This is a genomic window from Burkholderia sp. MSMB1498 (assembly GCF_001526245.1).
Lineage (GTDB): Bacteria > Pseudomonadota > Gammaproteobacteria > Burkholderiales > Burkholderiaceae > Burkholderia > Burkholderia savannae.
In genome coordinates this window covers 249,011-271,806 of sequence record NZ_LOYJ01000066.1, presented here as the reverse complement: position 1 = coordinate 271,806, position 22,796 = coordinate 249,011, and the positions used below count along the sequence as shown (strand labels likewise).

The window sequence follows — 22,796 nt, the reverse complement described above, 5'->3', positions numbered from 1 at the left end:
TTACTGGGCTTCGAGCTCGCCGAGCAGCGCGTCGATCGCGCTCGCGGCGTGGTGGTCGCGGCCGGCGTCGCACGCGCGGTCGATCGCCGCCGCGCAGCGCGCGAGCGTGCGTTCGTCGAAGATCACGCGCAGCGGCAGCGTCAGCGACCACTGCAGGTTCGCCTGCGCGTTCGCCTGCGCGGCGAGCAGCGAATGGCCGCCGAGCGCGAAGAAATCGTCGTCGCGGCCGATGTCGGAGAGCTTCAGCACGCGCTGCCAGATCGCCGCGAGCGCGCGCTCGGTGTCGGTTTGCGGCGCGTCGACGACGCGCTCGTCGAACGCGGGCTCGGGCAGCGCGCGGCGATCGCACTTGCCGTTCGGCGTCACGGGCAGCACGGCGAGCGCGACGAGCTGCGCGGGCACCATGTACGCGGGCAACTGCGCGCGCAGCCGCTCGATCTGCGCGGCGGCGTCGAATTCGGCGGGCGCCGCGCATGCGACGTAGCCGACGAGCCGCTCGTCGCGCACGATCACGACCGCGTCGCGCACGCCGTGGGCCGCGCGCAGCAGCGCCTCGATCTCGCCCAGCTCGATTCGCTGGCCGCGCAGCTTCACCTGCGTGTCGATCCGGCCGAGATAGTCGAGCGCGCCGTCGGCGCGCCGTCGCGCGAGGTCGCCCGTCCGGTAGAGGCGTGCGCCCGGTGCGAACGGATCGGGCACGAAGCGCTCGGCCGTGAGCGCCGCGCGGCCGAGATAGCCGCGCGCGAGCCCCGCGCCGCCGAGGTACAGCTCGCCCGCCGCGCCGACGGGCGCCGGTTGCAGCGCCGCGTCGAGCACATGGAGTTGCACGTTCGCGATCGGATGGCCGATCGGCACCGCGGCCGCTGACGCGTCGTCCGCGGTGCAGCTCCAGTGCGACACGTCGATCGCGGCTTCGGTCGGGCCGTACAGGTTGTGCAGCCTTGCGTGCGGCAGCAGCGCGGCGACGCGCGCGACGAGCTCGGGCGCGAGCGCCTCGCCGCTCGCGATGATCGTTCTCACGCTCGCGCAGCGCGCGGCCGCGCCGAAATCGTCGAGATGCGCGACGAACGCGGCGAGCATCGACGGCACGAAATGCAGCGTCGTCACGCGGTGCGTTTCGATCGCGGCGACGAGGCGCGCCGGATCGCGATGGTCGCCGGGCGCCGCGATCGCGAGCTTCGCGCCGACCGCGAGCGGCCACACGAACTCCCACACCGACACGTCGAAGCCGAACGGCGTCTTGTGCAGCACGACGTCGTCGGGCGTGAGGCGATACGCATGCTGCATCCATGCGATCCGGTTCGCGAGCGCGGCGTGCGTGTTGCCCGCGCCCTTCGGCTTGCCGGTCGAGCCCGACGTGTAGATCAGGTAGGCGAGCTGGCCGGGCGCGGCGGCCCGCGCAGCGGCGCACTCAGCGGTTTCGGCGAGCTCTGCCGCTTCAGCCCCTTCGGCCCCTTCAGCCCCTTCGGCCGCCCCGCCGGGACGCGCGGCCGGCGCGCGCTCGAGCAGCGCGTCGACGGTCACGACGGCGGCGGCGGCTCCGCCCGACAGCGCCGCGTCGACGCGCGCGCGCAGATGCGCTTGCGTGATCACGACGGGCGGCTTCGCGTCGCCGAGCAGGTGGGCGATCCGCTCGGCCGGATAGTCCGGATCGACGGGCAGATACGCGGCGCCCGCCTTCATCGCGCCGAGGAGCGCGACGACCATGTCGAACGAGCGCTCGACGCACAGCGCGACGACCGAATCGGGCCGCACGCCGGATGCGACGAGCGCCGCGGCGACGCGGTCGGCCTTCGCGTCGAGCTCGGCGTAGCGCATCCGCGCGAGCGCACCGTCGCCGCCGTCGGCCGCGTCGGCGAATTCGAGCGCGATCGCATCGGGCCGAGCGCGTGCGGCCGCTTCGAATTGCGTGAAGAGCGGCGCGCGCTGTGCGTCGGGCCAGTTCACGCTCGTCGCGTTGCTGCGCGCGATCAGCGCGAGATCGTCGGCGCTGGCGCACGAGATCGCGCCGAGCGGCGCGTCCGGGTTCGAGATCAGCCCGTCGATGCACGCGGCGAACGCGCGGTGCAGCGCCTCGACCCGCGCCTGCCCGATCCGCGCGGGATCGTAGCCGTAGTCGATCGCGAGCGCGTCGCCCGCCTCGACCACGAGCGTCAGCGCGAAGTCGGTCGCCTCGATGTTGCGCAGATCGCGCTTGTGCAGCGCGCGCGGATCGCGCCCCTGCCACGCTTCGTCGACCGGGTAGTTCTCGAACACGACGAGCGTGTCGAAGAGCGCGCCGCCCGCGCCCGCCCATTGCTGGATTTCGTAGAGCGGCGTGTGCGCGTGCTCGAGCGCCGCCGCGTTCTCGCGCTGCAGACTCGAGAGCCAGTCGCGCGCGACGAGCTGCGGCAGCGGCGCGGCGATCACCGGCACGGTGTTGATGAAAAGGCCGAGCACGGTATCGACGTCGGGCAGCGCGTCCGGGCGCCCCGCGACCGTCGCGCCGAACGCGACCGCCGCGCGGTGCGTCGTGCGCTGCAGCGCGAGCGCCCAGGCGCCTTGCACGATCGTGTTGACGGTCACTTTCAGGCGGCGCGCCGCTTCGGCCACGCGCGCGGTGTCGGCGGCGGGCAGCGCCGCGCGCCAGTTCGCGCGGCGGGCCGCGTCGCCGCCGCGCGCGGCATCGTGCGCGCCATGTTCGCGCTCGGCGACGTGCGTCGGCTCGTCGAGCCGCGCGAGGCGTTCGAGCCAGAACGCGCGGTTGGCATCGGCGTCGCGGCGCGCGAGCCACGCGATGAAATCGCGATAGCGCGTGCGCGCAGGCGCGGCGAACGGATTCGCGCGCGGCGGCTCGATGTAATCGCGCAGCACGTCCGCGAAGAGTCGCGCGGTGCTCCAGCCGTCGAGCAGCAGATGATGGCGGGTCCAGACGAGACGCCATTCGGTCTCGCCCGTCTGAATCAGCGTCACGCGCATCAGCGGCGGCGTCGCGAGATCGAAGCCGCGCGCGCGGTCGGCGGCGAGCCACGCGTCGAGCGCCGCATCGAGCCGCTCGGCGCTCGCGTGCGCGCCGCGCCAGTCGACGATCTCGACCGGCATCCGCGCGTGGCGATGGACGATCTGCATCGGCGTGGCCTCGTGCGCGGCGAAGCCGGTGCGCAGGATGTCGTGGCGCGGAACGGCCGCGTCGAACGCGGCGCGCAGCCGCTCGACGTCCGGCGCGACGAGCGTCGCGACGAGCTGGTTCACGTACGTCGCGCGCTCCGGCGCGAACAGCGAATGGAACAAAATCCCCTGCTGCATCGGCGACAGCGGATAGATGTCGTCGATCGCGCGCGCGTCGAACGGCAGGCGCTCGAGCGCTTCCTGCGTGAGGCCGCCCGCGCGTGCGAGCGGATAGTCGCCGGGCGTCGCGCCCGCGCCGCGCTCGGCGACGCGCGCCGCGCACGCGGCGGCGAGCTCGCGCAGCGCGGCGTCGAATCGCGCGGCGAGCGTCTCGATCGTCGCGCGCTCGAACTGCGTCGCGCCGTACACCCAATGCACTTTCAGCGCACGGCCATCGTTCGCGTCGACGTACGCGTGGATCGCGAGCGCGTTGCCGAGCGGCCCAGCCGGGTCGCGCTCGCGGCCCGCGCCGCCGAAGCGCGGCACGAGCGCCGCGTCGCGCGGCGCGTCGAACTGGCCGAGGTAGTTGAACGTCACGCGCGGCCGCTCCACCGCGGCGAGCGCCGCGCGCGTCGCGTCGTCGCCGTAGTGGCGCAGCACGCCGAAGCCGAGCCCCTTGTTCGGCACCGCGCGCAGCGCGTCCTTCACGCCGGCGAGCGTGGCGGCCGGCGTCGGCTCGACGGCGAACGCAACCGGATAGTGGCTCGTCAGCCAGCCGAGCGTGCGGCTCGCGTCGACGTCGTCGAAGAGCGCCTCGCGGCCGTGCCCTTCGAGTTCGAGCCGGCACGACGCCGCGCCCGCATGCCGGCCGAGCGCGGCGACGAGCGCCGCGATCAGCAGCTCGACCGCATGCGTGCGGTACGCGGCGTTCGCATCGGTCAGCACGCCGCGCGTGAGCGCCGGATCGAGCGTCTGGATCACGACGTCGGCGTGCGCGTTGGTCGCCGCGGCGTCGGGGCGGTCGAGCCGCAGATCGTCGTGCGGCGCGGCGAGCGCCGCCCAGTACGGCAGCTCGGCCGCGAACGGCCCCGCCGGATCGCGGGCCGCGCGCGCGAGCCGGGCCGCCCATTCGGACGCGCTCGCGCCCGTCGGCCCGAGCCGCACCGCGCGGCGCTCGCATGCGGCGCGGTACGCCGCGTCGAGATCGTCGAGCAGCACGCGCCACGACACGCCGTCGACGATCGCGTGATGGATCGCCAGATAGAGCTTCGTCGCGCCCGCCGTTGTTCCCGCTGTTCCCGCTGTCCCATTCGGCAGCGCCGCCGCGAACGCGCACGCGAGCGGGCCGTGCGTCACGTCGAGCGTGCTTTGCAGCGCGTCGAATTGCGCGAGCGCGTCCGCCTCGTCGCGCGCGGCGGCGGCCGCGAGCGGCAGCGCGTCGAACGCGCGCGGCGCGACGCAAAGCCGCCATGCGCCGCTCGCGCCCGTTTGCACGAAGCGCTCGCGGAACACCGGATGGTGGGTCAGCAACGCGTCGAACGCGCGGGCGAATGCGTCGAAATCGAACGCGCCGGCGACGTCGAGCTCGATCGACTGGTTCCAGTGTCCGCGGCGCGGAATGTCGAGCGCGAAGAAACGCAGCTGCGCGGGCGTGAGCCGCGCTTCGTCCGGCACGGCGGCGAAAGCCTGCCGCGCGGCGGCCGTCGCGCCGTCCTTCGGCGCGACGGCGTCGATTTCCACCGCGACGCGCGCGAGCTCGGCAACCGTCGGGCCGTCGAACAGCTGCTTCGGCGTGAACTTGACGCCGCGCTTGCGCGAGCGAGCGATCACCTGCAGCACGAGGATCGAATCGCCGCCGAGCTCGAAGAAGTTGTCGCGACGGCCGACGCGCGGCGCTTTCAGGACGTCGCGCCAGACGGCCGCGAGGGTTTCTTCGACGTGGCCTTGCGGCGCGTCCTCGTCGGCGGCGCTCGCGGCGGCGGGCGTCGCCGCGAGCGCGCGCAGCGCCGCGCGATCGACCTTGCCGTTCGCGGTCACGGGCAGCGCGTCGAGCACGACGAGCGCGGCGGGCACCATGTAGTCGGGCAGGCGCGCGGCGAGCGCGTCGCGCAACGCTTCGCCCGCAATGCGCGCGCCGGATGCGGGCGTCGCGAACGCGACGAGGCGCAGCCGCGCGTCCTGCTCGATCGCGAGCGTCTGCGCCTGCGCGACGCCGGGCAGCGCGCGCAGCGCGGCGCTCACCTCGCCCGGCTCGACGCGGTAGCCGCGGATCTTCACCTGATCGTCCAGACGCCCGAGGAAGTCGAGCCGGCCGTCCGCGCGCAGCCGCACGCGGTCGCCCGTCCGGTAGACGCGCGCGCCCGCCTCGTGCGGATGCGGGACGAAGCGCTCGGCGGTCGCGCCCGCGCGGCCCAGATAGCCGCGCGCGACGCCGGGGCCGCCCAGGTACAGCTCGCCGATCGCGCCGACGGGCACGCTCGCGCCGTGCGCGTCGAGCACGCACGCGTGCGCGTTCGGCAGCGGCCGGCCGAGCGGCACGCCGCGCGCCGAGGCATCGGGCGTCACCTCAACGGGCGTCGCCACGCCGTTCGCGCCCGCCGCCGTCGCGCGCAGATCCGCCTGCTCGGGCGCGGACGTGTCGCACACGAGCGCGCCGACGGTCGCCTCGGTCGGCCCGTAGTGATTGATCACGCGGCAGCCGGGCTTGAGCGCCTCGATCCGCTCGACGAGCGCCCACGGCAGCGCCTCGCCGCCCGTCACGAGCGCGTGCGCGGGCAGCACGTCGGCCGCGCGCTGCGCGTCGAGGAGCGCGTGCAGATGGCTCGGCACGATCTTCAGCACGCCGACGTCGCGCGTCGCCATCTCGTGCGCGAAGCGGTCCGGATCGAACGCCGCGTGCGCGGGCAGCAGATGCAGCGTGCGGCCCGAGCACAGCGCGCCGAACAGCGTCGTATGGCCGAGATCGGCCGCGACCGTCGACACCATCGCCATCGACGCGCCGGGCGCGAACGCGAGCTCGTCGAGCATCCCGGCGACGTAGTCGGCGAGCGCGCGATGCGGCACGACGACGCCCTTCGGCTCGCCCGTCGAGCCCGACGTGAAAATCAGATAGGCGGCCTGCTCGGGCAGCGGCGGCACGCGCGGCGCGGCGGCGTGCGCGAGCGACGCGTCGCGCGCGCACGCGTCGACGTCCTGCACGGCGACGCCGTCGAACGCGCCGAGCGCGTCGAGATCGCCCGCCGCGAGCATGCGGCGCGCGCCGCACGCGGCGAGCGCGGCGGCAATCCGCTCGCGCGGCGACGCCGGATCGAGCGGCACCGCGTACGCGCCGGATTTCAGCACGCCGACGAACGCGGCCGCGAAGCGCGCCGAGCGCTCGATGCAGATCGCCACCGGCGTCTCCGCGCGCGCGCCGTCGCGGCGCAGCGCGAGCGCGACGCGGTTCGACGCGTCGTCGAGCTCGGCGAACGTGAGCTGCGCGTCGGAGTCCGCGAGCGCGACGCGATGCGGATGCTCGGCCGCCTCGCGCGCGAAGAGCGCGAGCACGTCGGACGCGGTCGCGAGCGGCCGGCCCGTGAGCCACGCGCGCGGCGCGCCGCCGTGCGCGATCGCGAGCTCGGCGATCGCGCGGCGCGGGTGAAGCACCGCGTCCTCGACGAGCGCGGCGAAGCTGTCGAGCCAAGCGTGCGCGGTCGCTTCGTCGATCCCGTCCTGCGCGTACGCGGCGACGAATTCGATGCCGCGCGCGTCGTCGGTGAAATCGAGCGCGTAATCGAAGCGCGCGGCCGGATCGAGCCCCGGCGCCATGCGCACGGCCGCGCCCGGCAGCGTTGCGGACAGCTCGAGATCGAACTGCTGCGCGAACTTGACCCGCAGCCACTCGTCGCCGCGCCGCACGGGCGGCTTCGCCGCGTCGATCACCTTGTCGTACGGCACGTCCTGATGCGCGAACGCGCCGAACGCGGCGTCGCGCACCGACGCGACGAGCGACTCGAACGACTGCTCGGGCGACACGCGCGCGCGCAGCGCGAGCGTGTTGAGGAACAGGCCGACGAGCGGCGCGGTTTCCGGGCGCGCGCGCTGCGCGATCGGCGCGGCGACGACGACGTCGCGCTCGCCCGTGACGCGAAAGAGCCACGCGTCGAACGCGGCGAGCAGCACGGTGAACGGCGACGCGTGCAGCCGGCGCGCGACGTCGCGCACCGCGCCGGACGCCGCGGGCGAAAGACGCCGCGCAAGCCGCCCGCCGCGATAGTCGCGCTCGGCCGCGCGCGGCCGGTCGAGCGGCAGCGCGAGCGGCGCGGGCGCGTCGGCGAGCGCGTCGCGCCAGTAGGCGAGCTGGCGCGCGGTCTCGTCCGCGTCGAGCGCGTCGCGCTGCCATTGCGCATAGTCCGCATACTGGATCGGCAGCGCCGGCAGCTCGGGCGCGCGACCGCCGGCGAACGCCGCATACGCGCGCGTCAGCTCGTCGAACGCGCAGCGCGAGCTCCAGCCGTCGCTGACCGCGTGGTGCGTCGTCAACAGCAAGCGCTGCGCGCCGGCGGCGAGCGTCACGAGCAGCGCACGCACGAGCGGGCCGTCGGACAAATCGAACGGCGCGCTCGTGTGGCGCTCGGTCAGCTCGGCCAGGCGCGCGGCGCGCGACGATTCGAGCTCGCTGCGCAGATCGACGGCGGCGATCCGCACCGGCAGCGCCGCGTGGATTCGCTGGACGACGATGCCGTCGTCGTTCTCGACGAGCGTCGTGCGCCATGCCTCGTGGCGCGCGATCAGCGCGTCGAGCGCGCGCTGCAGCGTATCGATGTCGAGCGCGCCGTCGACGTCCCAATGGAACGACACGTGATACGCGGCGCCCGCGTCCTGCGTGCGCGCGAGCACCCAGAAGCGCTGCTGCGCGAACGACGCGGGGCGCTCGACGGCGCCGCCCGCTTGGGCCGCGTCGGCCGTCGCGGCGCGCATCGCCGGCATGGCGCTCGCCGCCGGCCTGTCCATCTCGGGCTGCGCGCCGTCGATGCGCGCGGCGAGCTCGGCGAGCGGCGCGTCGTCGAAAATCGCGTCGAGCCGCACGTTCACGCGCCATTCGAGCCGGATCGCCGCCTGCAGTTGCATCGCGGCAAGCGAATCGCCGCCGCGCACGAAAAAGCGGTCGACGCGACCGATCGGCGCGGGATCGTTCAACAGGCGCCGCCACAGCGCGGCGACGCGGCGCTCGGTGTCGGTGCGCGGCGCGTCGAAATCGGCGGCGGCCTCGATCGGCTGCGCCGCGACCGCGTCGCGCAGCGCCGCGCGGTCGAGCTTGCCGTTCAGCGTGTACGGCAGCGTGTCGAAACGCACGAACCGGTGCGGCAGCCATGCGGCGGGCAGGTGCGCGGCGATGTGCGCGCGCAGCGCGTCGTCGTCCGGCTGCGCGTTCGACCGGGAATCGCCGGCGCCGGCGTGCGCGTCGCCCCGACGGTTAGCGAGCGCCACGCACGCGATCAGTTGCGTGCGCCCGCCCGCCGTCTCGGCGAGCACGCCCGCGTCACGCACGCCTGCGTGCGTGAGCAGGCACGCGGCGATCTCGCCCGGCTCGACGCGCACGCCGCGCACCTGCACCTGATCGTCGATGCGGCCGAGATAGTCGAACGAGCCGTCCGCGCGTTCGCGCGCAAGGTCGCCCGTCCGGTAGATCCGCGCGCCCGGCTCGCCGGTCGGGTCCGGCAGGAAGCGTTCGGCCGTCAGCGCGGGGCGGCCGTGATAGCCGCGCGCGAGACACGTGCCGCCGAGCAGGAGCTCGCCCGCGTCGCCGCGCGCGACCGGACCGTTCGCCTGCTCGACGCGCGCGACGCGCCGGCCGATCGGCCAGCCGATCGGCAGCGACGCGTAGCCGTTGCCGGCGTCGAGCGCGGGCGCAGTGCCCGGATCGACCGGCCAGAGCATCGGCGAGATCACGGTTTCGGTCGGCCCGTAGCCGTTCACGAGCCGGATCGACGGAAACACGCGGCGGATCTCGTCGAACGCGTCCTGCGACATCGCTTCGCCGCCGAACAGCAGCACGCGCAGCGACGGCGGCACGCCTTCGCGCGCGCACACCGCCGCGAACTCGCGCAGGTACGCGGGCGGCAGCGTCGTGTTCGTCACGCGCTCGCGCAGGATCAGCGCATGCGCGGCGTCGGGCGGAAACGGCGGCGGATCGCTGATGACGACGCTGCCGCCCACCGCGAGCGGCACGAGCCACGCCTCGATCGCGACGTCGAAATTCACCGACGCGAAATGCAGCACGCGGTCGTCGGGGCCGATCGGCAGCGATTCGGCGAGCGCATCGCCGTGCGCGGCGAGCGGGCCGTGCTCGACGACGACTGCCTTCGGCGTGCCCGTCGAGCCGGACGTGTAGATCATGTAGGCGGCCGCGCGCGGATGGACCGCGCCGCCCGCCTCGTCGCCGTGCACGCGCGGCTCGGACGGGGCCGCCCCGGCGACGCTCGCGACATCGAAGCACTGCGCGAAGCGCGCGCGCATCGCGGCGTCGGCCGACGCGTCGACGATGCCGTGCGCGAGCCCCGCGTCCTGCGCGACCCAGTCGAGGCGCGCGGCCGGATGGCGCGGATCGAGCGCGACGAACACGCCGCCCGCCTTCATCACCGCGAGAAGCGCGACGAACAGATCGCACGAGCGCGCGACGCACACGCCGACGCGCACCTCCGTCGTCACGCCCGCCGCGCGCAGCTTCGCGGCGAGGCGCGCCGCGCGGTCGTCGAGTTCACCGCGCGTGAGGCGCACGGTGTCGGGCGCAAACGACGCGAGCGCGGGCGCGTCGGGGGCGAGTCGCGCGAGCGCGTGGATTCGATGATGCAGCGCAGTCGGAAAGCTCGTCATAGGGCGTGAAGTCCGTTGGGTCCGGCCGCTTCGGCCGCTTCGTTCATGTCGCCGGCCGCGAGAGGGCCGCTTCAACAGTGAGACGAATCACGCGCGAAATTTTTTACCGAGTTGTTTACCTCGCCCTGCCTCGCCCTGCCTCGCCCGCGCCCGCCCGCACTCGCCCGCGTGCCGGGCGCGACGCCCGATGCGCGGCACGTCGGCCTCGCTTCCCGAGCCCGCGGGCAGCGGCGCCGCCTGCGCCGTTCGCCGGCGCATCGCGCGGGTAACGCCGCGCGGGTAAAGATTGCGCTCGCCCGTTCGTCTAGCAGTCAGAGAGGCGCGCTCACGCCTCGCCGTTCGCTTCGCCGCGCCGAAGCGCCGCCCCGACTCCTCTTGACCAGTGCTCCGCCGATGACCGATGCCACCGGGCGCCTCGACGCCCCGCCCTCGACCGATTCCCAACCCGCCGCGAAGTACGCGCGGCGCCTGATTCTCGCGCTCCTGAACCGCTCCCGCGGCACGTTCGGGATCGCGCTCGCCGCGTGCGTGCTGAACGGCGCGTCGAGCGTGCTGCTCGTCGCGACGCTGAGCCGCGCGCTGTCCGAGCCGCAGGCGGCCGACGCGATGCTCGCGTGGCGCTTCGGCCTGTGCGCGGTGATCGCGCTCGTGACCCGGATCGTGACGGGCGTGCTGTTCGCGCGCCTGTCGCAGGACACGATGGCGCAGCTGCGCGAGCACGTCGCGCGGCGCGTCGCGGCGGCCGAACTGCAGGACGTCGAGCGGATCGGCGCGGCGCCCGTCCAGTCGGTGCTGACCGACGACGCGACCAACGTGTCGATGCTGTTCTTCGCGCTGCCGAACCTCGTGATGCACGGCTCGATCGTGTTCGGCTGCCTCGGCTACCTCGCGTGGCTGTCGTGGCCCGTGTGCCTGCTCGCCGTCGCGGCGATCGTCGTCGGCTCGCTCGGCTACCACGCGGGCGACAAGCGCGCGATCGCGTGGCTCGAGGACGCCGGCCGCTCGCAGGACAAGCTGTTCGGCTATCTCGGCGCGCTCTTTTCGGGCGCGAAGGAGCTGAAGCTGCACCAGGCGCGCTCGCGCCAGTTCGTCGACGGCCAACTGGGCGCCGCGATCGCCGAAGTGCGCGACCACCGGCGCCGCGCGTTCAGCGCATACGCGATCGGCGTCGGCTGGATCGTGTTCCTGTTCTACGTGTTCCTCGGCGTCGCGGCGTTCTGGCCGGCGCTCGGCGTGCGCGGCGACGCGCCCGCGGCGTCCGGCTACGTCGTCGTGTTCCTGTTCATGCTGCTGCCGCTCGACGGGCTGCTCAACAACGTGCCGACGCTGAACGCGGCGCGCGTGTCGCTCGAGCGCATCGAGAAGCTGATGGCGCAGTTCGGCGCGCTGCGCACGGCCCCGCCGCCCGACGAATCCGCGTCGCACGCGCCGTTCGACACGCTCGCGCTGCGCGGCGTCACGCACTCGTACTTCCACGAGCGCGACGAGCGGATGTTCCGCGTCGGCCCGATCGATCTCACGCTGAAGCCGGGCGAGCTGGTGTTCATCGTCGGCGGCAACGGCAGCGGCAAGACGACGCTCGCGAAGGTGCTCACGGGCCTCTACGAGCCGGAAAGCGGCGCGATCGAGCTCGACGGCAAGCCGGTTGGCCTGCCCGAGCGCGCCGCGTACCGCGAGCGCTTCTCGGCCGTGTTCAACGATTTCCATCTGTTCGACGCGCTGCTCGGCATCGTCGATCCGAACGACGCGGCGCGCGCGCAGGCCGACGCGCGCGCGAACGCGCTCGTCGCGAAACTCGCGCTCGACCACAAGGTGCAGGTCGTCGACGGCGCGTTCTCGACGCGCGCGCTGTCGACCGGGCAGCGCAAGCGGCTGGCGCTCGTCGTCGCGTATCTCGAGGATCGGCCGCTGTATCTGTTCGACGAATGGGCGGCGGATCAGGACCCGGCGTTCAAGGCGGTGTTCTACGAGCAACTGCTGCCGGAGCTGCGCGCGCGCGGCAAGACGGTGGTCGTGATCAGCCACGACGATCGGTACTTCCCGATCGCGGACCGGGTGCTCAAGCTCGACAACGGCAAGATCGTCAGCGAGACATACGGCGCGCGACACGCGGCGCTCGCGAACGAGAACGCGACGGTAGCGTGAGCGCGCGGCGCGTCGTCGTCGGTCGGTGACGCGGCCCACGGAATCGAAGCCGTTTCAAGACGCCCTCCCGGTTCGCCGGGCGGGCGTCTTTTTCGGGTTCCCCTCCCGAAAGGAGACGACTTGAAATGAATCGCCCGAATCTACCGCCCTAGCGGGCCTCGGCCGGGGACGGAGTATCCGCAAGCGCGCTTGTCGCACAGCCCGTCGCCGTCGGCCCCCGGCCATTGCCATTAGCAGTTAGCCATTGGCCGTTAGCCGTTGGCTGTTGGCTGTTGGCCGTTGGCTGTTGGTCGTTGATGACGACAGCAAGCGTCACCGCGTTTGCGCGCGCGAATCCGGTTTCGGCAACGCCAGCAACCGCTCCGTCATCTCGTCGGCGAGCCGCAACGCCGACATCGGCCCGCCGAACCCCCAGATGTTCCGCTCGACGAGCGCGACCCTGCCCGCCTTGCGCGCCGGCACGAACCGCCAGATCTTCGAGTCGAGCTTGGCGTCGAGCGGCAGGCCCGGCTGCGTCGCGCTGACGAACAGCACGGCGAGGTCCGGCTGCTTCAGCAGATCCTCCGAGGTCACGTACGCGGTGCCCTCGCGCGTCGGCTCGCCCGGCCACGGATCGAGGCCGAGCGCGCGCGCGATGCCCGCCGACGCGCTGTTGCCCGTGAACGCCCAGTAGCGATCCGGCAAGCCCAGCTCCTGCAGCCATGCGACGCGCTCGCCCGCGCGCCCCGCCGCGGCGATCCGCCGGGCGTCGCGCGCGAGCCCCGCGTCGACCCGCGCCAACACCTCGCGCGCCTGCTGCTCGCGCCCCGTCAGGCAGCCGATCGTGCGCAGGATCGCGCGCGCCCAGTCGAATTGCGTGACCTGCCGGCCGTCCTCGACGTAGTTCGGGCTGTACTTGAACAGCACGGTCGGCGCGATTCGCGACAGCGCGTCGAAGATCGGCGCATGCCGCAGCCCGACGCCCAGGATCAGGTCCGGCTTCGCGGCCGCGATCGCCTCCAGGCTCGGCTCCTGCCGCGTGCCGACGTCCGGCACGCGCGCGAGCCGCGCGTCGTCATAGCCGATCCAGATCGGGTAGTACGCGGGATCGGCCATGCCGACCGGCGTGATGCCGAGCGCGGCGAGATCCTCGGCGAACATGAATTCGAGCACGATGATGCGCATCGGCCGCACCGGCAACGCGCGGCTGAACTGCGACACGGTCGGATCGCCGGCGAGCGGCCGGCAGGCGGCGGGCAGCTCGCCGGCGTATGCGAGCGGTGCGAATGCGAGCGCGACGACGGTGAGCGTCGCGACGGCGGCGGCCCGCAGTGGCGCTCCTCGCGCGCCGCCCGCCGCTCCGATTGACGGCTGCGCTCGCCACGCGCGCGTCGCGAGCGTCGCACCCGCGACCGGCATCGCCCGAACGAACGATGCCGCGCGCTCGCCGGCCGGCGAGCGTCGCGCCCGCGCCGTCAATGCGCGGCGTCCTGCTTCGCGAGCTCGTCGTCGCACATCGTCAACAACAGCGGACAGCTTCCACACAGTTGGTCTTCCCCAGGAATTTCATTGCGCAGGCAACACACGCGGCGCGCGCGGAACGGATCGGGCAGCCGCGCCGAGCACGGCTTCACGCGGCGCACCGGCAACCGCAGCGGATTCGCTTCGCCGCGCGCGTCGACGGGGCCGAACAGCCACGCGGCGTCGGCCGCCGCGCGCGGCGCGTGCGCGCATTGCTCGAACAGGTAGTCGAGCAGGTTGCCCGCGTTCGCCCACAGCACGCGCGGCGACAGCTTCGCGAGCGCGGCGAGCGAATCGATCGTCGCGCGCAGGTGGTCGACAAGCGCCGCGTAGCGCGGCGCAGGCTCGGCTTGCGCGGGCCGCAGCGCGTCGGCGTCGAAGATCAGCGCGCTCGGCATGCCGGCGCGCAGCACGACGCGCATCCGCTGCGGCGTCATGTCGAGCGGCCGCCCGAGCAGCACCGCGGCGGCGAAGCCCGCCGACGCGGCCAGGTTGAAGTAGTACTTGCTCCATTGCGACAGCAGCGCGCGCGCGTGCGCGCACGCGTCGCCGCCGTACAGCGCGACCATCGCGGCGACGAGCGCGTCGCGCCGTCCGGCGAGCGCCGCGGCCGGAATCAGCTCCGGCGGTTCGCCTCCGTCGGCGGCGAGCGCGGGCTCGTCGCCCGCGTCAGGCGCGCCGAGCCACACATGCTCGAGGTAATGCGCGATCGATGCCGGCGCGAACGTCGAAAAGCGCGTCGCGCGAACGCGCGCCGTCACCGTCCGCCCCGCCGCTCGCGCCGCGCTTCGGCGATCAGCAACGCGAGCAGATACGGCGCGCCGATCAGCGCCGTCAGCACGCCGGCCGGAATCTCGCGCGGCGCGAGCAGCGTGCGCGCGACGATGTCGGCCGCCGCGAGCACGAGCGCGCCGCACGCGGCGGCCACCCAGAGACGCGTCGCATGCGCGCGCGCGCCGAGCATCGCCGCGAGATGCGGCGCCATCAGCCCGATGAAGCCGACCGGGCCGACCGCCGCGACCGCGGCGCAGGCGGCGAGCGTCGCGATCGTCAGCACGAGCGGGCGCAGCGCGGCGATCGGCAAGCCGAGCGCGGCCGCTTGGTCGTCGCCGAGCGCGAGCAGATCGAGCGGCTTCGCGAGCAGCGCGAGCGCCGGCAGCGCGAGCGCGCACCACGGCAGCAGCGCGACGACCTCGCCCCAACTGCGCCCGTACGTGCCGCCGACGAGCCATACGACGAAGCGCGCGGGCTGCACGCTCTCCTGCGTGATCAGCCATTGCGCGAGCGTCGTCCACAGCGTGCCGATCACGATGCCCGACAGCGCGACGGCGAGCGGCGCATAGCGATGCCTGCGATTGAGCGCGAGCGTGAGCGCGAGCGTGGCGCCGCCGCCCGCGAGCGACGCGGCGACGAGCGTGCCGTGCGCGGCGAGCGGCCACGCGACGAGCGTGGCGAGCGTCGCGAACCCCGCGCCCTGCGTGACGCCGAGCACTTCCGGCCCGGCGAGCGGATTGCGCACGACGCTCTGCATCAGCACGCCGGACGCGCCGAGCAGCGCGCCCGCGAGCAGCGCGCAAAGCAGCCGCGGCACGCGCAGCTCGAGCATCATTCGCGCGACGTCGTCGCGCTGCGCGAGCGCCGCGATCCAGCGCCCGGGGCCGATCCACACCGGACCGAACGAGGCGCCCGCCGCGAGCGCCGCAGCGCCCGTCAACAGCAGCAGCGCCGCGACGGCGGGCCACGGCAGCGCGGCGAGCGCGCGGACGACGCGCGCGCCGCCTCGCGTGCTCGCCTGCGCGTGAGCCGCCTGCTGCGCCGCGCCCGACCACGCCGCGCCGCGCCGGATCATCGCGAGCATCAGCGGCGTGCCGACGAACGCGATCGCGACACCCGTCGACAGCGTCGAATCGAGGCCGAACGCGAGCACCGCGCTGTCGGTGACGAGCACGAGCGCGCCGCCCGCGAGCACGGCAAGCGGCACGAGCGCACCGAGCTTCGACGCTTTCGCGCCGCGCACCTGCCGCATCAGGTTCGGCGCGATCAGGCCGACGTACGATAGCGGCCCCGCGATGCTGACCGCCACGCTCGCGAAGCCGACCGCCACGAGCGTCGCCGCGAGCCGCGTCGCATCGACGCGCACGCCGGCCGCGGCCGCCGCGTCGTCGCCGAGCGCGAGCGGATCGAGCGGCCGGATCACGAGCGGCAGCGCGACGAGCGGCGCGACGAGCCACAGCAGCGCGTCGCGCAGCCCGGCCGCGCCCGGTTGATACAGGCTGCCGCTCGCCCACAGCGACGCGCCGGCGACCGTTTCCTCGAAGAACGCGAGCAACAGCGTCGTGATCGCCGAGAACAGCAGCATGCACACGCTGCCCGCGAGAATGAGCCGCAACGGCGTCGCGCGCCAGCCGCCCGCGGCGGCCGCGACGCAGCCGGCGGCGGCGAGCCCGCAGACGAACAGCAGCGGCACCGACGCATGAGCGGCCAGCGCTGGCACCAGCATCGCGGCGACCAGGCCGAGCTGCGCGCCGCCCGTGATGCCGAGCAGATCGGGCGCGGCAAGCGGGTTGCGCGTGAGCGACTGGAACAGCGCGCCCGCGACCGCGAGGCAGCCGCCCGCGACGAGCGCCGCGGCGACGCGCGGCGCGGCGAGCTCGAACAGCATGATGTGCGCGAGCTGCGCGGCGTCGCTGCCGTCCGGCGCGGCGAGCCACGCGCGCAGCTCGGGCGCGAGCCGCATCGCGGCGGTGGCGACGATGAGCGCGATGAGCGCGCCGGCAATCGCGCGGACGCGGCTCGCCGGCGCCGCGCGCGACGCTTCGCGCGCGCGCGCGCCGCCGCGCAGGCGCTTGCGGACGGCGAGCGTCGTCATGCGGCGAGATCCCGTTGCGGCGCACGCGCGTCGGCGCGACGCGCGGCGGATTCCCCGGATTCCCCGGCCCCCTCGTCTTCGCCGCGCGCGTCGCCTTCACCGTCGCCGCCGATTTCGCCGACGCCCGCGGCCGGATCGGCGTCGAGCACGCCCTCGTATGCGGGCACGCACATCGGCGCGCCCGTGAGCGGGTGCGACGTCTTCAGCATCGTCACGCCGAACGCCGTCTGCAGATGATGCGGCTCGAGCATCGCGTCGGGCGTGCCCTGCGCGACGATCCGGCCCGCGCGCATCAGCACGATCTCGTCGCTGTACGCGGCCGCCTGGTTGAGGTCGTGCAGCACCCAGACGATCGTGAGGCCGCGCGTGCGATTGAGCCGGCGCAACTCGCGCAGGATGTCGAGCTGGTGATGGATGTCGAGATAGGTGGTGGGCTCGTCGAGCAGCACGATGGGCGCCTGCTGCGCGAGCGCCATCGCGATCCACGCGCGCTGCCGCTCGCCGCCCGACAGCGCGGCGACGTCGCGCGCCGCGTCCCGCTCGAGGCCCGTCGCCGCGAGCGCTTCGTCGATCGCGGCGCGATCGGTGCGCGATAGCCCGCGCAGCCAGCGTCCGTGCGCGTAGCGGCCGTACGCGACGAGCTCGCGCACCGTGAGCCCCGCGGGAATCTGGTTGAACTGCGCGAGCATCGTCAGCGTGCGCGCAAGCGCGCGCCGCCGGTACGAACCGAGCGGCGCGCCATCGACTTCGACCGCGCCCGCCAGCGCGGGCTGCAGCCCGGCGAGCGTGCGCAACAGCGTGCTCTTGCCGCAGCCGTTCGGCCCGCAAAGCGCCGTCACGCGCCCCGCCGCGATCGACAGATCGAGGCCGTCGAGCACCCGATGATCCCGGTAGCCGACACTCAACGCACGCGCCGCGAGTGCCGCCACCGCTTCGTTCTTCATTGTTTCGTCATCCGCTAACTCCCCTTCTTTTCGCTGTAGCTCCGCGCCATCGCGACCACGACCTTGCGCGGCCCCTCGAACGGATCGCGCGCATGTGCGCTCAGCATGTTGTCGAGCATCAGCACGTCGCCCGTCCGCCACGGAAACACGATCCGCTGCCCGTCGAGCACGCCGCGGATCTGCGCGAGCGCGTCCGCCTCGAGCGGCGCGCCGTCGCCGTAATAGACGTTGCGCGGCACGTTCTCGATGCCGACCGCGTCGACGAGCGCCTCCTGCATGTCCTCGTCGAGCGCCGACAGGTGAAAGAGATTCGCCTGGTTGAACCACACGAGCTCGCCTGTGCGCGGATGGCGCGCGACCGCCTGGCAGCGCTCGCGCGTGCGCAGCAGCGGCTCGTCGTCGTCGCCTTCGCGCCATTCGCAGTCGATGCCGCGCGCGGCGCAGATGCGCTCGACTTCGCGCGGATCGCCGGTGCCGAACGCCTGCTGCCACGGCAGATCGAGCCCTTGCCCGAAGTTGCGCACGTACAGCAGCTCGCGCTGCGCGAAGCGCGCGACGAGCACCGGATCGAGCGCGCGAAGAACCGCGCGGCTGTCGGCGATCGGCGTCGCGCCGCCCGTGCGCGCGGCGAGCGCGCAGTGGAACCAGATCCGCAGCGGCCATTCGCGCGTGTACGACTGCTCGTTGTGCAGCGGAATCGAGCGGTGCGGCGGGTATTCGGTCGACGTGTAGACCGCGCCCTCCACCTGGCTGCGCGGCGTCGACGCGAACTCGTAGCCGATCAGCGGATCGCCGAAATCGGCCGCGAAGCGCTGGAACGTCTCGATCGACGCGACGCGAAAGCCGGTGAAGAGCACGCCGCCCGCGCGCTCGACGACGTCGTTCGCGATCTCGCGCAACAGCGGCGCGGCTTCGTGCAGCGCGATGTCCGCGCCATCGCGCGGCGACACGACGGTCGGCAGGCCGGGCTCGACGCGCAGGTCGTCGAGCGTCGGGCGGGCTGCTACGGCCGGCATCGAAAGCTGAGTCATCCGGGAATCCTCTTGCGATACGGACGCGACGCGCGCCGGTTTACGACGCGTTCGCCGCGTCCAGGTGACGGCGCAGGCTCGCGGGACGCATGTCGGTCCACACGGCCTCGATATGCGCGAGGCAGTCGGCCTTCGGGCCGCGCACGCCGACTTCGCGCCAGCCGGCCGGCACCGCGCGGAACGTCGGCCAGATCGAGTACTGCTCTTCGTCGTTGACGACGACCGCGTAGACGACGTCGTCGGCGTCGGCCGGCGCGCTCGCGGGTGGCTGGGCTTGCGTCATGATCGGGAAAGCTCGCTGGAAAAGTTGGATGGACGGCGCACGGCGTGCGCCGCGTCTACTCGATAGACGAATCGCGCGCGCATTTTTTTACCGGCCGCGCGCGCGGCCGCCGCAGAACGCCGGGCATGCGAGCCCGCGCTCGGACGCGTCGACGCACGCCATGCAGTGCCGCTCGGCGTCGCGGACCATGAAATGGACGAGCGTCTGCGATACGTTCAGCGCGCGCGCGGCGCTTTGCAGCGTCTCCTCGCGCAGCCGCACCATCTCGAACGCGGCGCGGCTGCGCGCGGGCAGTTGCGCGAGCGCGTCGTACACGTGGCGCAGCGTGTCGCGCACGACGAGCGCCGCCTCGGGCGACAGCTCCGGCGAAGGCACGTCGAGGCCGTCGTCCTCGTCGGCGTGGTAGGTGTTCTCGAGCGTCTGGCGGCGGCACGCGTCGATCGACGCGTTGCGCACCATCCGCGTCACGTATGCGACCGGCTGCCGGATCGCCTCCTGGTTCGGGAAATCGACGAGCTTGACGAACACGTCGTGCACGACGTCCTCGGCCCGGCTCGCGCAGCCGACGAAGCCGCGCGCGAGCTTGACGAGCATCGGCCGGTTCGCGACGAGCACGTCCACGAGCGCGCCGTGCGCGGGAGCGGACGCCGCGCGCGGGCCAGGCGGAAGCACCGCGTGCGAATCGGGGATCGGTAACGGTTTTGCCGGCGCCGGCCGGGCGAGCACTGCCGCCATGGATTCTCCAGATGTTTGCCCAATGGCGGCAATCTAACGTAAACGCGAATCGTTCTCAATCTGATTTATTTATAACCTGATAATCTCGCGGGATATCTCGTATTGCGGCGCTTCGGTCGTCAATCATTGCTGCGGATGCAACGATGACGGTACGATGCGGCATCCGCCCTTTCCATCGCGTCCGTCGCGACCCTTCCCTCGATGCCGCTCATCGCATGCCTGCACACCGCCGACAGCAACGTGCCGCTCTTCGAGCAGGCGGCCGCCGCGCTCGGTCTTGCGCCCGGATCGCTCATGCACGGCGTGCGCTCCGACCTGCTCGCCGCCGCCGAGCGCGCGGCCGCGGCCGGCGCCGGCCTGCCCGAATCGGTCGCCGGGCCGACCCGCGCGGCGCTCGTCGCGCTTGCGCGCGGGGCCGATGCGGCGCTCCTCACGTGCTCGACGCTCGGGCCGAGCGTCGACGCGCTCGCCGCGCATCCGACGCCGATCGTGCGCGCCGACGCGGCGCTCGCTCGCGCATGCGCGCGCGCCGGCCGGCGCATTGCCGTGCTGTGCGCGGCGCCGAGCACGCAAGGGCCGACTCGCCGGCTGTTCGAAGCGGCGGCGCGCGGCGCGGGCGCGCAAGTGGAGGTGCGAATCGTGCCGGACGCATGGGCGCGCTTTCATGCGGGCGATGCGGCCGGCTACCGCGCGCGCCTCGCGCAGGCGGCCGACGCCGCGTACGCGCAGCGCTTCGACGTCGTCGCGTTCGCGCAGACGTCGATGGCGATCGCCGCGCCGGACGTGACGCTCGGGCCGCCGCCGCTCACGGTGCCGCAGGCCGCGCTCGCGAGCCTTCTGCGCGCGTGACGTGTTCGTGATGCGCTCGTGATGCGCTCGTGACGTGTTCGTGATGCGCGGCGGCGCGAGCGGGCCCGCCGGCGTGCGCGGCCCCCGCGCCAGGCGTCCGGCGCGCCTCGCCGTCTTCACCCTCTTCGCTCTCTTCGCTCTCTTCGCTCTCTTCGCTCTCTTCGCTCTCTTCGCCCGCCACGCGCCGAACCGCCCGCGCTACCGCGCCGTGTAGCCCCCGTCGACCGGCAGCGCGACGCCGCTCACCATCGCGGCCGCATCGCTCAACAGGAACAAGATCGGCGCCACGACGTCCGCTTCGCTCGCGAAGCGCCCGAGCGGAATCGACGCGAGCATCGGCCGGCTCAGCGCCGGATCGCTCCACGCCGCCTCGGCCATCGGCGTGAGCGTGACGGTCGGATTCACGCTGTTCACGCGGATGCCGTGCGGCCCGAGCTCGACGCACAGCACGCGCGTCATCGCGTCGAGCGCAGCCTTCGACGCGCAATAGCTCAGATGCGACGGCAGCGCGACGAGCGCCGCCTGGCTCGACACGTTGACGATGCTGCCGCCGCGCCCCGCGCCGATCATCGCGCGCGCGACGCGCCGCGCGACCCCGAACGCGCCGCGCGCGTTGACGGCCATCACGCGGTCGAAGTCGTCGGCCGTCGTGTCGATCGCCGCGGCGAGGCTCGTCACGCCCGCGCAGTTGACGAGCCCGTCGAACGCGCCGCGCACCCGCTCGCCGGAAAACGCCGCGCTCACCGATGCGTCGTCGCCGACGTCGAGCTCGAGCGGCTCGCAGCCGGTCTCGTCCGCGAGCCGCCCGAGCGCGCCCCGATTGCGCGCGGCCGCGACGACGCGCGCGCCGCAGCCGCGCAGCGCAACCGCCGTCGCGCGGCCGATCCCGCTCGACGCGCCCGTCACGAGAAACGACCGGCCGTTGAAATCGAAGGCGACGCTCATGATGTCTGCAATCCGTGCATGAAGGGCTTGAGCGCCGGGTAGAGCCCGGCGTAGAGCGAGAAGCGCGCGTCGTGAAGCGCCGTGCGCCGCGCGTCAGGGCGCGCGCGCTCGGCGAGCGTGACCCAGCCGCGCCGCGCGGCGGCGCGCGACACGAGCCCCGCGCCGAGCGCCGCGAGCAGCGCCGCGCCCATCGCGGCTTCGACGTCCTCGGCGATCGTCCACACCGGGTAGCCCGTGATGTCCGCGACGGTCTGCATCCACAGATCCGAATGCGCGGCGCCGCCGACCACGACGAGCCGCTCGTCGAGCGCGAGCGCGCCGGCCGCGCCCGCCGCGATGTTGTGCCTGAGCGCGTACGTGACGCCTTCGAGCACCGCGCGATACAGATGCGCGCGCGTGTGATAAAGCGACAGGCCGACGAACGCGCCGCTCGCCTTCGCGTCCCACACGGGGCTGCGCTCGCCCATCAGGTACGGCAGGAACATCACGCCGTCGCTGCCCGCGCTCACCTGTGCGGCGGCGGCTTCGAGCAGGCGATGTGCGTCGCCGCCCGGGCTCGCGCGCGCGGCCTCGATCTCCGCGTGGCAGAACTGCTCGCGAAACCACGACACCGACGCGCCCGCCGCGATCGCGCCGCCGAACACGTACAGGTCGCGCCGGCCGTCGAACACGTGCGGCATGCTGACGAGGCCGCGCCGCGCGTCGGTCGTCTCGGCGATGTAGCCCCAGCACATGCTCGTGCCGATCATCGCGACGTGCCGGCCTCGGCGTGCGGCGCCCGCCGCGAACGTCGCGACGGCCGCGTCGACGCCGCCCGCGATGACGGGCGTGCCGGCCGCGAGGCCGAGCTCGTCCGCCCATCGCCCGAGCAGCCAGCCCACCGCCGCGTCGGAATCGACGAGCCGCTCCGGCATCATCGTCGCCGGGATGCCGAGCATGTCGAGCGCCTCGTCGGACCAATCGCGGCGGCCCAGATCGTAGACGCCGCCGATGTTGCCCGCCGCGCTGTGGTCGACCGCGAGCTCGCCCGTCAGCAGATACGCGACGTACGCGTTCGGCGGCACGAAGTAGCGGACGTTCGCCCACACGTCGGGCCGCTTGTGCCGCAGCCAAAGCATCTTCATGTAGCCGTAGTAGCTGTCGACGCCGTTGCCCGTGATCGCGCCGAGCCGCTCGACGTCGACGTGCGCGCGCACCCAGTCGACTTCGTCGGTCGCGCGCCGGTCCATCCAGATGAGGCACGGATGGAGCGGCCGCATGTCGCGATCGACCGGAATGCCCGAGCCGCCGTACAGGCTGCTCACGCAAAGCGCCTTGATCGACGCCGCGCCGATGCCCGCCGCGCGCGCGTCGGCCGCCACGCGCGCGATGCATTCGCGCACCGCGTCGAACCACACGGCGGGCCACTGCTCGGCCCACAGCGGCTTCGGCGTGTCCGGCCGGTACGCCACGGCGTGCTGCGCGACGATCGCGCCGTCGACGCCGGCCAAGATCGCCTTCGTGCTCTGGGTGCCGATGTCGACACCAATCACGCATTCCATGTCGCCTCCGCG

The 22,796-nt window shown here is 73.6% G+C and carries 12 protein-coding genes; 2 read left to right on the top strand and 10 right to left on the bottom strand.

Annotation, left to right across the window (positions count from 1 at the left end):
• The gene (locus WS91_RS13410; RefSeq protein WP_059670399.1) at positions 1 to 9,942 is read right to left on the bottom strand and encodes a non-ribosomal peptide synthetase; all 9,942 of its coding nucleotides are present in this window, start codon (positions 9,940 to 9,942) and stop codon (positions 1 to 3) included.
• Between the two features lie 393 nt (positions 9,943 to 10,335).
• Between WS91_RS13410 and WS91_RS13405 the strand changes: the two genes are divergently transcribed.
• Positions 10,336 to 12,087, top strand: a complete 1,752-nt coding sequence (locus WS91_RS13405; RefSeq protein ID WP_059574986.1) for a cyclic peptide export ABC transporter — start codon at positions 10,336 to 10,338, stop codon at positions 12,085 to 12,087.
• A gap of 312 nt (positions 12,088 to 12,399) precedes the next feature.
• Here WS91_RS13405 and WS91_RS13400 read toward each other — a convergent pair whose 3' ends face one another.
• From WS91_RS13400 to WS91_RS13370, 7 genes are all read right to left on the bottom strand, one after another.
• Entirely contained in the window at positions 12,400 to 13,485 is a 1,086-nt protein-coding gene (locus tag WS91_RS13400) for an iron-siderophore ABC transporter substrate-binding protein (protein WP_082758186.1), read from the bottom strand.
• 56 nt (positions 13,486 to 13,541) lie between these two features.
• The gene (gene fhuF / locus WS91_RS13395) at positions 13,542 to 14,348 is read right to left on the bottom strand and encodes a siderophore-iron reductase FhuF (RefSeq protein ID WP_059647934.1); all 807 of its coding nucleotides are present in this window, start codon (positions 14,346 to 14,348) and stop codon (positions 13,542 to 13,544) included.
• Positions 14,345 to 16,456, bottom strand: coding sequence for a Fe(3+)-hydroxamate ABC transporter permease FhuB (gene fhuB, locus WS91_RS13390; RefSeq protein WP_059670397.1), 2,112 nt, complete (start codon positions 16,454 to 16,456; stop codon positions 14,345 to 14,347). The genes fhuF and fhuB overlap by 4 nt, the downstream gene beginning before the upstream one ends.
• Positions 16,453 to 17,400 carry an ABC transporter ATP-binding protein gene (locus tag WS91_RS13385; RefSeq protein ID WP_059574994.1) on the bottom strand — a complete coding sequence of 316 codons (948 nt, stop codon included), beginning with the start codon at positions 17,398 to 17,400 and terminating at the stop codon, positions 16,453 to 16,455. The genes fhuB and WS91_RS13385 overlap by 4 nt, the downstream gene beginning before the upstream one ends.
• A 14-nt stretch (positions 17,401 to 17,414) precedes the next feature.
• Positions 17,415 to 18,431, bottom strand: coding sequence for a TauD/TfdA family dioxygenase (locus WS91_RS13380; RefSeq protein WP_038743065.1), 1,017 nt, complete (start codon positions 18,429 to 18,431; stop codon positions 17,415 to 17,417).
• A 40-nt stretch (positions 18,432 to 18,471) separates the two neighbouring features.
• Entirely contained in the window at positions 18,472 to 18,714 is a 243-nt protein-coding gene (locus WS91_RS13375; RefSeq protein WP_038743066.1) for an MbtH family protein, read from the bottom strand.
• An 87-nt stretch (positions 18,715 to 18,801) separates the two neighbouring features.
• Positions 18,802 to 19,449 (bottom strand): RNA polymerase factor sigma-70, encoded by a 648-nt coding sequence (locus tag WS91_RS13370; protein ID WP_059574999.1) that lies wholly within the window; start codon positions 19,447 to 19,449, stop codon positions 18,802 to 18,804.
• 201 nt (positions 19,450 to 19,650) lie between these two features.
• Here WS91_RS13370 and WS91_RS13365 point away from each other — a divergent pair, with 201 nt between their 5' ends.
• Positions 19,651 to 20,298 (top strand): aspartate/glutamate racemase family protein, encoded by a 648-nt coding sequence (locus tag WS91_RS13365; protein WP_038743068.1) that lies wholly within the window; start codon positions 19,651 to 19,653, stop codon positions 20,296 to 20,298.
• 198 nt (positions 20,299 to 20,496) lie between these two features.
• Here the strand turns inward: WS91_RS13365 and WS91_RS13355 are convergent, their stop codons facing one another.
• Entirely contained in the window at positions 20,497 to 21,243 is a 747-nt protein-coding gene (locus tag WS91_RS13355; protein WP_059575001.1) for an SDR family oxidoreductase, read from the bottom strand.
• A complete protein-coding gene (locus WS91_RS13350) occupies positions 21,240 to 22,784 on the bottom strand; it encodes an FGGY-family carbohydrate kinase (RefSeq protein ID WP_059670395.1) in 1,545 nt (514 codons plus the stop codon). The genes WS91_RS13355 and WS91_RS13350 overlap by 4 nt, the downstream gene beginning before the upstream one ends.
• Between the last annotated feature and the right edge of the window lie 12 nt (positions 22,785 to 22,796).